14 protein-coding genes are annotated in these 12209 nt (G+C 72.7%); 7 read left to right on the top strand and 7 right to left on the bottom strand.

Annotation, left to right across the window (positions count from 1 at the left end; all coding sequences use genetic code 11):
* Positions 1 to 29: 29 nt before the first annotated feature.
* A complete protein-coding gene (locus ACFY2Z_RS19440; RefSeq protein ID WP_390745342.1) occupies positions 30 to 755 on the bottom strand; it encodes a lysophospholipid acyltransferase family protein in 726 nt (241 codons plus the stop codon).
* A gap of 213 nt (positions 756 to 968) precedes the next feature.
* The gene (locus tag ACFY2Z_RS19435) at positions 969 to 1160 is read right to left on the bottom strand and encodes a hypothetical protein (protein ID WP_390745341.1); all 192 of its coding nucleotides are present in this window, start codon (positions 1158 to 1160) and stop codon (positions 969 to 971) included.
* A 208-nt stretch (positions 1161 to 1368) separates the two neighbouring features.
* On the opposite strand from ACFY2Z_RS19435, the gene ACFY2Z_RS19430 reads away from it, so the two are divergent.
* The 3 genes from ACFY2Z_RS19430 to ACFY2Z_RS19420 all read left to right on the top strand — a co-directional run bounded on the left by ACFY2Z_RS19430 (position 1369) and on the right by ACFY2Z_RS19420 (position 3311).
* Positions 1369 to 1680: a helix-turn-helix domain-containing protein gene (locus ACFY2Z_RS19430; RefSeq protein WP_311691413.1), complete on the top strand. Its 312-nt coding sequence runs from the start codon at positions 1369 to 1371 to the stop codon at positions 1678 to 1680.
* Between the two features lie 93 nt (positions 1681 to 1773).
* On the top strand, positions 1774 to 2802 hold the full coding sequence (locus tag ACFY2Z_RS19425; protein ID WP_390745340.1) for an SDR family oxidoreductase: 1029 nt from the start codon (positions 1774 to 1776) through the stop codon (positions 2800 to 2802).
* A 32-nt stretch (positions 2803 to 2834) separates the two neighbouring features.
* Positions 2835 to 3311 carry a TIGR00725 family protein gene (locus ACFY2Z_RS19420; protein ID WP_390745339.1) on the top strand — a complete coding sequence of 159 codons (477 nt, stop codon included), beginning with the start codon at positions 2835 to 2837 and terminating at the stop codon, positions 3309 to 3311.
* Positions 3312 to 3402: 91 nt separating this feature from the next.
* Here the strand turns inward: ACFY2Z_RS19420 and rocD are convergent, their stop codons facing one another.
* The 3 genes from rocD to ACFY2Z_RS19405 form a co-directional block, all read right to left on the bottom strand.
* A complete protein-coding gene (rocD, locus tag ACFY2Z_RS19415) occupies positions 3403 to 4623 on the bottom strand; it encodes an ornithine--oxo-acid transaminase (RefSeq protein ID WP_390745338.1) in 1221 nt (406 codons plus the stop codon).
* The gene (gene ddaH / locus ACFY2Z_RS19410) at positions 4620 to 5432 is read right to left on the bottom strand and encodes a dimethylargininase (RefSeq protein ID WP_390745337.1); all 813 of its coding nucleotides are present in this window, start codon (positions 5430 to 5432) and stop codon (positions 4620 to 4622) included. The genes rocD and ddaH overlap by 4 nt, the downstream gene beginning before the upstream one ends.
* A 123-nt stretch (positions 5433 to 5555) precedes the next feature.
* Positions 5556 to 6059 (bottom strand): Lrp/AsnC family transcriptional regulator, encoded by a 504-nt coding sequence (locus ACFY2Z_RS19405; RefSeq protein WP_390745336.1) that lies wholly within the window; start codon positions 6057 to 6059, stop codon positions 5556 to 5558.
* Between the two features lie 77 nt (positions 6060 to 6136).
* Between ACFY2Z_RS19405 and ACFY2Z_RS19400 the strand changes: the two genes are divergently transcribed.
* The 4 genes from ACFY2Z_RS19400 to ACFY2Z_RS19385 are packed head-to-tail and all read left to right on the top strand — an operon-like array spanning position 6137 to position 10185.
* Positions 6137 to 6895, top strand: coding sequence for a LytR/AlgR family response regulator transcription factor (locus ACFY2Z_RS19400; protein WP_390745335.1), 759 nt, complete (start codon positions 6137 to 6139; stop codon positions 6893 to 6895).
* Positions 6896 to 6903: 8 nt separating this feature from the next.
* Positions 6904 to 7260, top strand: coding sequence for a hypothetical protein (locus ACFY2Z_RS19395; protein WP_390745334.1), 357 nt, complete (start codon positions 6904 to 6906; stop codon positions 7258 to 7260).
* Between the two features lie 10 nt (positions 7261 to 7270).
* A complete protein-coding gene (locus ACFY2Z_RS19390; RefSeq protein WP_390745333.1) occupies positions 7271 to 8983 on the top strand; it encodes a cation acetate symporter in 1713 nt (570 codons plus the stop codon).
* The gene (locus tag ACFY2Z_RS19385) at positions 8980 to 10185 is read left to right on the top strand and encodes a sensor histidine kinase (RefSeq protein WP_390745332.1); all 1206 of its coding nucleotides are present in this window, start codon (positions 8980 to 8982) and stop codon (positions 10183 to 10185) included. Before ACFY2Z_RS19390 ends, ACFY2Z_RS19385 begins: the two co-directional genes overlap by 4 nt.
* Positions 10186 to 10189: 4 nt before the next feature.
* Here the strand turns inward: ACFY2Z_RS19385 and ACFY2Z_RS19380 are convergent, their stop codons facing one another.
* Both ACFY2Z_RS19380 and ACFY2Z_RS19375 read right to left on the bottom strand, forming a co-directional pair.
* Positions 10190 to 10348, bottom strand: a complete 159-nt coding sequence (locus ACFY2Z_RS19380) for a hypothetical protein (RefSeq protein WP_311691433.1) — start codon at positions 10346 to 10348, stop codon at positions 10190 to 10192.
* A gap of 13 nt (positions 10349 to 10361) precedes the next feature.
* Positions 10362 to 12209 carry a protein kinase gene (locus tag ACFY2Z_RS19375; protein WP_390745331.1) on the bottom strand — a complete coding sequence of 616 codons (1848 nt, stop codon included), beginning with the start codon at positions 12207 to 12209 and terminating at the stop codon, positions 10362 to 10364.

Below are 12209 nucleotides of genomic sequence, written 5' to 3'. Positions count from 1 at the left end.
GCCCCTGTTCGTGTCCGTGCCACCCGGGCTCACCCCAGCGGCATCCGTGGAAACCTGGGCGACCGCTCGCCCGTCTGCCCGGCCTCCTCGGCCTTGACGTCCGCCGCGTACCGGTCGACGTACTCCTGCTCGGAGAGGGACAGGATGGCGTACATGATCTCGTCGGTGACGGCGCGCAGCACCGCCTTCTCGCTCTCCAGGCCGACGTAGCGGGAGAAGTCGAGGGGCTTGCCGAAGCGGATGGTCACGGGGTGGACGCGGGGGATGGTCCGGCCGGGCGGCTGGGCCTCGAAGGTGCCGATCATCGCGCAGGGGATCACGGGGCACCGGGCCTTGAGGGCCATCACGGCGACTCCGACCTTGCCCTTGTACAGACGCCCGTCGTGGGAGCGGGTGCCCTCCGGGTAGATGCCCAGCAACTCGTCCTTGGCCAGCACGCCGAGGCCCTCGCGGATCGCGGCCTGTCCGGCCTCCTTCCCCGAGCGGTCCACCGGGATCTGGCCCGCGCTGCGGAAGAACGCGGCGGTCAGGCGGCCCTTGACGCCGGGCCCGGTGAAGTACTCGGCCTTCGCGAGGAAAGTGATGCGGCGTCTGAGGATCGCGGGCATCAGAAAGTGGTCGGAGAACGAGAGATGGTTGCCGGCGACGATGGCCGGCCCGTCCGTCGGCACATGGTCGAGGCCCTCGATCCGCGGCCGGAAGACCAGTCTGAGCAGGGGGCCGAGAAGGACGTATTTGAGCACGTAGTAGAACAAGGGCCTTGCTCCTCACTCCGGCGGATCGGCTCTACCGCCGTGTTCCAGCAGCTCGACCGGCATGTGACGGGGTGCCAGTGTAGGGTCGCGCGCGACCGGCGGGAACCGGGCGGACCCCACGCGTACGGCACCCCGGACCGGGGGCCGGGCCGGGGTGAGGGAAAGGCACCGCGAAGCGCACGACTGACGTGAGCACTGCCGCGCGGTTGCGGCTCACAGATAGTAGTCGTCCTCCTGCTGAGGGCGTGCGGACGGCGACTCGTCGTCCCTGCGCCGGCCCTGCTGCTCCTCCAGCCGGTGCTGGCGTTCCTGGCGCGCCTGCTCCTGGGCGCCCAGGGTCTCCTCGGTCATGTCCCTGAGGTGGCCCGAGTCGTCCTCGAACGGGTGGCGTTCCCGGTCGGTCATGGCGGCTCACTCCTCGACGCGGTGAGACAGAGGGCGTGACTCCGCCCCCGATCAGCGTGGCATGACTCGTACGGCCCTGCATATCGGCCGCCTGGGCGGGCCCCACGGCGGATCGGGAACACGGGCGGGGAGCCGGGCACGTCAGGGCATACCTGAAGTCCCTTTCGTCATTTTGTCTTCCTGTAGCCGTGCTTCTACGCTCGGCTGTATGGCTGGAGTGCCTGAGCCGCACATCGGGTGGACGTTCCTCACCAACCACGCACGCGTCCTGGCCGCGATCGCCGACGACCGGACCACCCGCATCCGTGACATCGCGGCCCGCTGCCTGCTGACCGAACGCGCCGTCCAGAAGATCATCACGGATCTGGAACAGGGCGGCTACCTCACCCACAGCCGCGAGGGGCGCTCCAACATCTACCGTATCCAGCCCGGCACCCTCCTGAGGCACCCGGCGGAGTCGAGCCTGAGCGTCGCCGACCTGCTCTCGCTGCTCGCCCGGCACGAGCGCCGGCACGGGTGAGGGCACTCGGCACCGATCTGCGACGGCCACCGGGGTGTGCAGCTCCCGCGCGCACCGGGTACTCGCCCGTCCCGGTCATGAGAGGAGCAGCCAGTGAGCACCACAACGGGTAAGAAGATCGTGGTCACGGGCGCCACCGGCAATGTGGGCACCAGTCTCGTACGCCTGCTCGCCGAGGACCCGGAGGTGGACAGCGTGCGGGGCCTCGCGCGCCGGGTCCCCGACCTCGGCCCTGACCGGGTGCGATGGTCGGCGGTCGACCTCACGTCGGCGGGGGCCGACATCGTGCAGGAGTTCGAGGGCGCGGACGCGGTCGTCCACCTGGCGTGGGCGTTCCAGCCGACGCATGATCCGGTCGCGACCTGGGAGACCAACGTCCTCGGCAGCGTCCGGGTCTTCGAGGCCGTCGCCGCCGCCAAGGTGCCCACGCTGGTGCACGCCTCGTCCGTCGGCGCCTACTCCCCGGGCCCCAAGGAAGACGCCGTCGACGAGTCATGGCCGACGCACGGCTGGCCGGACGCCGCCTACACCCGGGAGAAGGCCTATCTGGAGCGGACCCTCGACGCCTTCGAGTACGAGCACCCCGACATCCGGGTGGTCAGGATGCGGCCTGCCTTCCTGTTCAAACGGGAGTCGGCGAGCGAACAGCGGCGGATCTTCGCCGGGCGGTTCCTGCCCGGACCGCTGGTCCGCCCGGAACTGCTGCCGTTCCTGCCGGACGTCTCCGGGCTGCGGGTCCAGGCTCTGCACACCGACGACGCGGCCCGCGCGTATCAGCTCGCCCTCCACCGTGATGTGCGCGGCGCGTTCAACCTGGCCGCCGAGCCGCCCCTCGACGCGGCCGCCCTGGGCGAGGTCATGGGGTCCCGCCCGGTACGGCTGCCCCGCACCGCCGCCCGGTCGGCGATCGCCGCCGCGTGGGGCCTGCGTCTGCTCCCCGCCTCCCCGCATCTCTTCGACGCCGTGCTGCGCCTGCCGCTCATGGACTGCACCCGGGCGCACACCGAACTGGACTGGCAGCCGCGGCTGACGGCGACCGAGGTCCTGGAGGAGTTTCTCAAGGGGATGCGGGAGGGCGCCGGCGCGGCGACCGCGCCCCTGCACGGCCACAAGGTCGGCTGAGGTCGCCATCGGGCGCCCGGCGGAGGCTCGGCATGGCGGTGCAGGTGGCGGTGTGCGGGCCCGCGCAGTGCGGGGAGCGCGAGTGGCACCTCGCCCATGAACTGGGACGGCTGCTCGCGGAGCGGCAGGCCGTGGTGATCTGCGGCGGGCACGGCGGGGTGATGGCCGCCGTCGCGGCGGGCGCCCGGTCCCGCGACGGGCTGGTCGTCGGAGTTTTGCCGGGGGCCGACCGGGCCGGTGCCGGGCCGGATCTGAGCGTCGCGATCGCCACCGGCATGGGGCAGGCACGCAACAGTGTGATCGTCCACAGCGGGGACGCCGTCATCGTGGTCGGCGGCTCCTGGGGCACGCTCTCGGAGCTGGCCCTGGCCGTGCGCCGGGGCGGTGTGCCCGTGGTCCAACTCGGTGACGGCTGGCGCCTCGTCGAGGCCGGGGGACACGAGGTGCCGGGCGTACGGCACGCCCGGACACCGGCCGAGGCGCTCGACCTCACGGGACTGTGGCCCTGACCGGCGCACCGACGCCGCAGGGCCCGGCGGCGGACAGCGGCACCCGGGGTCCGTGGTGCTCGGACTCCCGGGTGCCGTCGGTCGCCGGTCCTCAGACGGTCAGGACGCGCTCCAGCGCCTGAAGGGCCGATTCCAGCTCCTCGGCCGTGATGGTCAGCGGCGGGGCCAGACGGATCGTCGAGCCATGGGTGTCCTTGGCCAGGATCCCCTCCCGCATCAGGCGCTCGCTGATCTCACGGCCGGTGCCGATCGCGGGGTCGACGTCGACGCCCGCCCACAGGCCGCGCGAGCGGAAGCCCACGACGCCCTTGCCGAGCAGCGCGGTCAGACCGTCCCGCAGCACCACGCCCAACTCGGCCGCCCGGCGCTGGAACTCGCCCGTCTCCAGGATCCCGACGACCGCCGAGCCGACCGCCGCGGCCAGCGGGTTGCCGCCGAACGTGGAGCCGTGCTCGCCCGGCTTGAGCACCCCGAGCACCTCACGGCGCGCGACCACCGCGGACACCGGCACGATGCCGCCGCCCAGCGCCTTGCCGAGCAGCACCGCGTCCGGCACGACCCCCTCGTGGTCCACGGCCAGGGTGCTGCCCGTGCGGCCGAGACCCGACTGGATCTCGTCGGCGATGAACAGGCACCCGGCGCGGCGGGTCAGCTCGCGGACCCCGGCGAGATAGCCGTCGTCGGGGATGATCACACCGGCCTCGCCCTGGATGGGCTCGATCAGCACGGCTGCCGTCGTCTCGTCGACGGCCGCCTCCAGCGCGGCCAGGTCGTTGTACGGGACGATCCGGAAGCCCGGGGTGAACGGGCCGAAGCCCGACCGTGCCGTCTCGTCCGTGGAGAAGCTGACGATCGTCGTCGTACGGCCGTGGAAGTTGCCGGAGGCCACGACGACGGTCGCCCGGTCGGCGGGCACTCCCTTGATCTCGTACGCCCACTTGCGGGCCACCTTGACGGCGCTCTCCACGGCCTCGGCGCCCGTGTTCATCGGCAGGACCATGTCCAGGCCGGTCAGCGCGGCCAGGGACTCGGCGAACTCGGCGAGCTGGTCGTTGTGGAACGCGCGGGAGGTGAGGGTCAGACGGTCCAGCTGGCGGTGGGCCGCCTCGATCAGCACCGGATTGCGGTGGCCGAAGTTGAGGGCCGAGTACCCGGCGAGCATGTCGAGGTAGCGGCGGCCCTCGACGTCCTCCACCCAGGTGCCCTCGGCGCGCGCCACCACCACGGGCAGCGGGTGGTAGTTGTGCGCGAGAACCGGCTGCTCGGCGCTGATCAGTTCGTCGGAGGAACGCGTACGGGCAGGTGCGGTCATGAACGGATCTCCTGAGTGCAGCACTTGATTCCACCGCCGGCCTTGTGGAACTCCGAGAGGTCGACGGGGACGGGGTCGTAGCCGTGGTCGGCGAGCCGGGCGGCGAGCACCTCGGCCCGGGGAGCGATGAAGACGTGGCGCCCGTCGGAGACGGAATTGAGCCCGAACACCATGGCGTCCTCGCGGGTCGCGAGCACCGCGTCCGGGTACAGCCGGGCGAGCACCTCGCGGCTGCCGGGCGAGAACGCCTCCGGATAGTAGACGATGTTGTGGTCGTCGAGGACGAACAGCGCCGTGTCCAGGTGGTAGAAGTACGGGTCCACCAGGGTCAGGCTGACGACCGGGTGACCGAAGAACTCCTGTACCTCGCGGTGCGCGTCCCGCGTCGTACGGAATCCGGTGCCGGCCAGGAGGTAGCGTCCCGTCCAGACCAGGTCGCCCTCGCCCTCGCAGACGGACTCGGAGCGGTGGACGTCATAGCCGGCCGCCTTGAACCACGTCTCGTAGTGGTGGGACTCGGGGCGGCGCTCGGGGGCGTGGAAGTAGGAGCCGAAGACGCGGCCGTCGACGACGACCGCCGAGTTCGCGGCGAACACCATGTCCGGGAGGCCGGGGACCGGGGCCACGGCGTCGACGGTGTGTCCGTGGTCGCGGTAGGCGCGGATCAGCCCCTGCCACTGCTCCCGGGCGAGGTCGACGTCGACCGTCGTGTCGGGATGCATCCACGGATTGATCGCGTACTGCACGGCGAAGTGTCTGGGTTCGCAGACGAGGAAGCGCCGCCGGCGCGGCACACGGGAGTCGGTCACAGAGGGGTTCCTCCGCTTCCTGGGGCGTCGAGTGAGGGTGACACAAAGGTAGAAAGTGACAGAGACGCGCGACAAGGAACGATGGCTGCGTCCTCGCGCAGCAACGCTGCGTCTTGGGGCCCGTCAGCGCACGTCTGCTGCGCTGTCGGGCGCCGCCTGGTTGGCGCCCGCCTCCGGGCTCTCCGGCAGCAGGTGGGACAGCACCATCACGCTGATCGTCTTCCGGATGAAGGGCTCCGTGCGGATGCGCTCCAGCACCTCCTCGAAGTGGTCGACATCCCGCGCCCGCACATGCAGCAGCGCGTCCGCCCCGCCGGTCACCGTCATCGCCGCGGTGATCTCCGGATGGTTGCGCACGACCTCCGCCAGACGCCGGGGCGGCGCCGCGCCCTCGCAGTACACCTCCACATACGCCTCCGTGCGCCAGCCCAGCGCCGACGGCTTCACCGTGGCCGTGAACCCGGTGATCACGCCCGTCTCGCGCAGCCGGTCCACCCGGCGCTTGACCGCCGTCGACGACAGGCCGACGGCCGCGCCGATCTCGGCGAAACTGGTCCTGGCATTCGCCATCAGAGCGGTGACGATCTTCCGGTCGAGCTCGTCGAACGGCGCTGGCCTGCTGTTCATGCGGGCACTGTATCCAGCGGGAACGTCCATGCTCCGCACATGTCCAGGCGTACGGAATCCTCCTACACTCCACGTTCATGCTGCGCGCCCTCGCCGTCGACGACGAACGCCCTTCGCTGGAGGAGCTGCTCTATCTGCTGCACGCCGACCCGCGGATCGGCAGCGTGGAGGGCGCGGGGGACGCGACCGAGGCGCTGCGCCGGATCAACCGTGCCCTGGAGTCCGGCCCCGGTGGCCCCGACGCGATCGACGTCGTCTTCCTCGACATCCATATGCCGGGGCTCGACGGCCTGGAGATGGCCCGCCTGCTGACCGGCCTCGCCGAGCCGCCGCTCGTCGTGTTCGTCACCGCCCACGAGGGATTCGCCGTGCATGCGTTCGATCTCAAGGCCGTCGACTACGTCCTCAAACCCGTGCGGCGCGAGCGGCTCGCGGAGGCCGTGCGCCGGGCCGAGCAGCAGCGCCGGACCGCACCGCTGATCCCGGTCCACGAACCCGACCCGGACCACATCCCGGTCGAGCTGGGCGGGGTGACGCGGTTCGTGCCCGTCGAGCACATCACCCATGTGGAGGCACAGGGCGACTACGCCCGTCTGCACACCGCGCAGGGCAGCCACCTCGTCCGCATCCCGCTGTCCTCCCTGGAGGAGCGCTGGCACGGGCGCGGCTTCCTCCGTATCCACCGCCGCCACCTCGTCGCCTTACGGCACATCGACGAACTCCGCCTCGGCGCGGGCACGGTGAGCGTTCTCGTGGGATCGGTCGAACTCCAGGTCAGCCGTCGGCACGCCCGCGAGCTGCGCGAGGTGCTGACGCGCCGGACCATGGGCCGGTGAGGAGCGGCGTGCCCCAGGACCCCACCGAGCGCCGGGTCGTCGTCACCGGGCCGCCCCGGCACACCCGCCGTGCCTTCGGCTACTCCCGCCCGCGGACCGAGATAGACGAGCAGACCACCCTCGGCCACACCTACGTCCGGTCCCTGATGCGCAGTCAACTGCGCGCCTCCCTCACGGTGTTCACCGTGCTCGTGCTGCTCGTGGGCCCGCTGCCCCTGGTCTTCGCCGCCACCCGCGACAAGGGGCTGGAGTGGGCCGTCCTCGGCTTCTGCCTCTACCCGCCGCTGGTCCTCCTCGCCCGCTGGTACGTGCGCCGCGCCGAACGCAACGAGAAGGACCTCGTGCGTCTCGTCGAGGACCGCTGAGGCGCGGCCCGTGAACCAGAACTACGCCGTCCCCGCGGTCGCCCTGGTCGTCCTCGCAACCGTCCTCGTGGGCGCCTTCGGCCTGCGGGTCTCCCGTACCACCTCGGACTTCTACGTCGCCTCCCGCACCGTGGGCCCCCGCCTCAACGCCGCCGCGATCAGCGGCGAGTATCTCTCCGCCGCATCCTTCCTGGGCATCGCCGGCCTGGTCCTCGTGCAAGGCCCCGACATGCTGTGGTACCCGGTCGGCTACACCGCCGGCTATCTCGTCCTGCTGCTGTTCGTGGCCGCCCCGCTGCGCCGCTCCGGCGCCTACACCCTGCCCGACTTCGCGGAGGCCAGGCTCGCCTCGCAGCAGGTGCGCCGACTCGCCGGGGGTTTCGTCGTCGGGGTCGGCTGGCTGTATCTGCTGCCCCAACTCCAGGGCGCGGGGCTCACCCTGGCCGTGCTGACCGGCGCGCCCGAGCCGCTCGGCGGGGTCCTCGTCGCGGTGGTGGTGGTCGCGACCGTCGCCGCGGGCGGCATGCGCAGCATCACCTTCGTCCAGGCCTTCCAGTACTGGCTGAAGCTCACCGCCCTGCTCGTCCCCGCGCTGTTCCTGGCGGTGGCCTGGCAGGGCGACGGCGCGCCGCGCGCCGCGTTCGCGGAACCCCCGGCCTTCCGCGACCAGCGGGTCGTACGCATCGACGACACCCTCGACCTGCGGCTCTCCGGCCCGCTCTCCGTCACCGCCACCGGCACCGTCGACGGCCGGCACTACACGTCACAGCGCGTGCGGCTCAGCACCGGCGTCCACCGCATCGGGCTCGGCACCCGGCTGACCTTCGACCGGGGCGACCGCGTCCCCGCGCCCGTCACCGACCGCGGCGGCGGCATCTCCGCCCCGCCCGACTCCGGCCGCGAGAAGCGCCCGCTGTACGCCACCTACGGACTGATCCTCGCCACCTTCCTCGGCACCATGGGCCTGCCGCACGTCGTGGTCCGCTTCTACACCAGCCCGCACGGGGTCGCCGCCCGCCGCACCACCGTCGCCGTACTCGCCCTGATCGGCGCCTTCTATCTGCTGCCGCCCGTCTACGGCGCGCTGGGCCGGCTCTACGCCCCCGAGCTCACCCTCACCGGGAACGCCGACGCGGCCGTACTGCTTCTGCCCGGCCGGATGACCGGCGGTCTCGGCGGGGACCTGATGGGGGCCCTGGTCGCGGGCGGGGCCTTCGCCGCGTTCCTGTCCACCGCGTCGGGCCTGACCATGGCGGTGGCCGGGGTGCTCACCCAGGACGTCCTGCCGTCGCGGGGCGTGGGACACTTCCGGCTCGGCACGCTGCTGGCCATGGCGGTGCCGCTCGTGGCGAGCGTCCTGGTGGGCGGGCTGCCCGTGGCCGACGCGGTGGGACTCGCCTTCGCCGTGTCCGCGTCGTCGTTCTGCCCGCTGCTCGTGCTGGGCATCTGGTGGCGGCGGCTGACCCCGCCGGGGGCGGCGGCCGGGATGCTGGCCGGCGGCGGCTCGGCGTTCGTCGCCGTGGCGCTGACCATGGTGGGCCACCCTGGCGCCGGCACCGCGCACACCCTGCTGGCCTGGCCGGCCCTCTGGTCCGTGCCGCTGGGGTTCCTCACCATGGTGCTGGTGTCCCTGGCGACACCGGGCCGGGTGCCGGCCGGGACGGCCGCGATCCTGGCCCGGTTCCATCTGCCCGAGGAACTGCGCGCGGAGGCGGAGGCATGAGCGGTTTCCTCGCGGGCCTGTGCGTGGCCGTACTCCCGCTGCTCGCCGCCGGGTTCTGGCTCGGACGGCGCACCGCGCGCCCCGAGACCCTCGGCGGGCTCGGCACGCCCGTCGAGCACGCCACGTTCCAGACCCTGCACACCGCCTCCCTGGCCGCCCCGCCCCTGCGCGCCGGGCTCACCGGGGAGACCGCGCGCAGATCCGCGCGTCGGCTGCGCACCCTGCTCGGCACCGACGCCCTCTGCCTCACCGACCGGGAGTCCGTGCTGGCCTGGGACGGCGCGGGGGAGCACCACCGCGACGAGGTGCTCGGGCGGCTCGCCGGCCCGCTGGAGAGCGGCCGGGGCGAGGCCTTCCGGCTGCGCTGCGACGCCCCCGACTGCCCCCTGCGCTGGGCCGTCGTCGCCCCGCTCACCGTCGACGACCGGGTGCACGGAACGCTCGTGGCCTGCGCGCCCCGTGAGTCCGCGGTCCTCGTCCGGGCCGCCGGCGAGGTCGCCCGCTGGGTCTCCGTGCAACTGGAGCTGGCGGACCTCGACCGGTCCCGCACCCGGCTCATCGAGGCCGAGATCAAGGCGTTGCGCGCCCAGATCTCCCCACACTTCATCTTCAACTCGCTCGCCGTGATCGCCTCGTTCGTGCGTACCGACCCCGAGCGCGCCCGCGAACTCCTTCTGGAGTTCGCCGACTTCACCCGCTACTCGTTCCGCCGGCACGGCGACTTCACCACGCTCGCCGACGAACTGCACGCCATCGACCAGTACTTGGCGCTCGTACGGGCCCGCTTCGGCGACCGGCTCTCGGTCACCCTGCAGATCGCCCCCGAGGTGCTGCCGGTCGCCCTGCCGTTCCTGTGCCTCCAGCCGCTCGTCGAGAACGCCGTCAAGCACGGACTGGAGGGCACCGCCGACAAGCGCCACATCAGCATCACCGCCCGGGACGCGGGCGCCGAGGCCGTGGTCGTCATCGAGGACGACGGCGCCGGGATGGACCCCGAGCTGCTGCGCCGCATCCTCGCCGGGGACGCCGGACCCTCCGGCGGCATCGGCCTGTCCAACGTGGACGACCGGCTGCGCCAGGTCTACGGCGACGACCACGGGCTCGTCGTCGAGACCGCCCCGGGCGCGGGCATGAAGATCACCGCCCGGTTGCCGAAGTACCAGCCGGGAGTGCACTCGGCCGGGCGGCTGCCCCGGCCATGAGAGGTCACGCGTCGCGGGTCAGGACCATGGCGAGGGTGATCAGGCCGAGTACGACCCAGCCGAACCACAGCCAGCCACTGCTGCCGAGCGCCACCGTGTAGGCCGTCACCACGACGAGCCCACCGACGGTCAGCACTCCCATCGTCTTCGTGGAACCGGGCATCGCAACACCCTCCTCATGGTTCGTCCTTCCCCATGGTGCCCCCGTTCTCCCGGCGTACGGTGCATACGACCAGATGAGTTCGGGACGCCCAGGCGGCGTTTCCCGTCCAGGAGGCGGCCGTATAGAGGTTCGGGTCGTAGCCGTGGTCCTTCGGCGGCACGTCCCGCGCGCACGCCCGGTCCGACAGGCCCTTCGCCTTGGCCAGGGTGATGTCCGGGGCCAGCCGGGTGAAGCCGAGCACCTGCTGGTCGTGCGGCCCGGCGCAGGGGACGAGCTGTGCCGCGGACCGGGACAGGACGTCCAGGCAGTCCTGTTTCTGCATGTTCGCCGTGTCCACGAACCTCATCCCCGGCTTGCGGCGGTCGCCGAGCGGCCCGTAGACCGGCCCGTGCGCGCCGAGCACCAGACACGCGGTGCGCCGCCCGGCCGCAGCGAAGCCCGCGGCGGTCGGGACCACGGCGTAACTGCGGACGTCCGCGAGCTTCCCGCGGATGTCCCGGGTGCGTTCCTCGCACAGGGCGGGACCCCGCCGGCGCGCCTCGTCGGCGGACGCGTCGGCGACGAGGGCCATGACTTGCCCGTCCGGGCTCGCGTCGTCGCAGCTCGACGGACTCAGGCGGGGCGGGGGGCCCTGGAACGGTCGCCCGGGCCAGGCGGCGACGACACAGTCGCCCTCTTCGAGCGGGCGGGTGAGCGCGACGGACTTCCCGTACGGTGCCGCCGTGCCGCCGGACGCCGCGCGGTCAACGGCGTACCAGACCCCGCCCAGCGCGAGGACCAGCCCGAGGAGGCAGGCGACGAGGGCCCGCACGGCGTGCGCCCGCCGCGGATGCGGCTCGCTGCGGACGAGCGGCGGGCCGAACCCGCTCGCCGCGGCGGGCCCGCCCTGGCCGTACGACGTGGTGGGCGCGGTGGCCGGCCCCGGCCGTGCCCAGCCGTTCGGCGTGCCCCCCGCGGTGGGCGCCAGGTCGACCCGGGTGCGCGGATGAGGTTGCGGGGTGACGACGGCCGTCAGCGCGGCCGCGGTCTCGTGCGCCGTGATCCGCTGCGCCGGGTCCTTGACCAGCATCGCGGACAGCAGGGGCGCCAGCGCCCCGGCCCGCAGCGGCGGCCGGGGGTCCTCCAGGACCACCGCGGTGACCTCAGCGAGCTGCGTGTCGCGTTCGAAGGGCCCGCATCCCTCCGCCGAGAAGTACAGCGTGCAGCCCAGTGAGAACAGGTCGGCGGCGGCGGTCGGGGGCCCGCCCGTGGCACGCTCCGGCGCCAGATAGCCCGGCGTCCCGATCAGCGCGGACGCCAGCGTGTGCCGGGTCTCACCCGCGTCCGGCTGCACCGCGATGCCGTAGTCGGTGAGCAGGACACGGGCGTACGGCGTCCCGGAGCGGTCCGGAGCCAGCAGGATGTTCGCCGGTTTCACGTCCCGGTGCATGACACCCCGCTCGTGCCCGGCGGTGAGCGCGTCCAGCACGGCGAGCCCGATGCGCGCGCACTCGGCGGGGGCGAGGGGGCCGTGTCGGTGGACCCGCTCACGCAGGTCGAGCGCGCCCGGCACGTACTCCATGACGATCCATGGCAGACCCTCGTGCTCCAGTACGTCGTGCACGGTCACCACGTGCGGGTGGCCGCGCAGCCCGGCCGCGTGCCGGGCCTCCGCGCGGGCACGGGACACCCGGGCGGTCCGTTCCTCGGTCGCCTCGACCTGATCGCGGAACGCCACCTCCTTGAGGGCGACGTCGCAGGCCAGCCGCTGGTCGTGGGCGCGCCACACCTGGCCCATGGCGCCGCTGCCGAGCCGGTTGAGCAGACGGTAGCGGCCGGCGATGACCCGGCCCACTCCGGACTGCGGTGATCCTGCTGCCAT

Origin of the sequence: Streptomyces sp. NPDC001222, from assembly GCF_042896945.1 — a bacterium.
Classification (GTDB): domain Bacteria; phylum Actinomycetota; class Actinomycetes; order Streptomycetales; family Streptomycetaceae; genus Streptomyces; species Streptomyces gibsoniae.
This window is presented reverse-complemented; position numbering and strand designations above follow the sequence as displayed.

Excerpts from the sequence above, each read along its gene's own strand:
- ACFY2Z_RS19435 (WP_390745341.1), bottom strand. The coding sequence starts at position 1,160 with ATGACCGACCGGGAACGCCACCCGTTCGAGGACGACTCGGGCCACCTC.
- ACFY2Z_RS19430 (WP_311691413.1), top strand. The coding sequence starts at position 1,369 with ATGGCTGGAGTGCCTGAGCCGCACATCGGGTGGACGTTCCTCACCAAC.
- ACFY2Z_RS19420 (WP_390745339.1), top strand. The coding sequence starts at position 2,835 with ATGGCGGTGCAGGTGGCGGTGTGCGGGCCCGCGCAGTGCGGGGAGCGC.
- rocD (WP_390745338.1), bottom strand. The coding sequence starts at position 4,623 with ATGACCGCACCTGCCCGTACGCGTTCCTCCGACGAACTGATCAGCGCC.
- ACFY2Z_RS19405 (WP_390745336.1), bottom strand. The coding sequence starts at position 6,059 with ATGAACAGCAGGCCAGCGCCGTTCGACGAGCTCGACCGGAAGATCGTC.
- ACFY2Z_RS19400 (WP_390745335.1), top strand. The coding sequence starts at position 6,137 with ATGCTGCGCGCCCTCGCCGTCGACGACGAACGCCCTTCGCTGGAGGAG.
- ACFY2Z_RS19385 (WP_390745332.1), top strand. The coding sequence starts at position 8,980 with ATGAGCGGTTTCCTCGCGGGCCTGTGCGTGGCCGTACTCCCGCTGCTC.
- ACFY2Z_RS19380 (WP_311691433.1), bottom strand. The coding sequence starts at position 10,348 with ATGCCCGGTTCCACGAAGACGATGGGAGTGCTGACCGTCGGTGGGCTC.
- ACFY2Z_RS19375 (WP_390745331.1), bottom strand. The coding sequence starts at position 12,209 with ATGGCAGCAGGATCACCGCAGTCCGGAGTGGGCCGGGTCATCGCCGGC.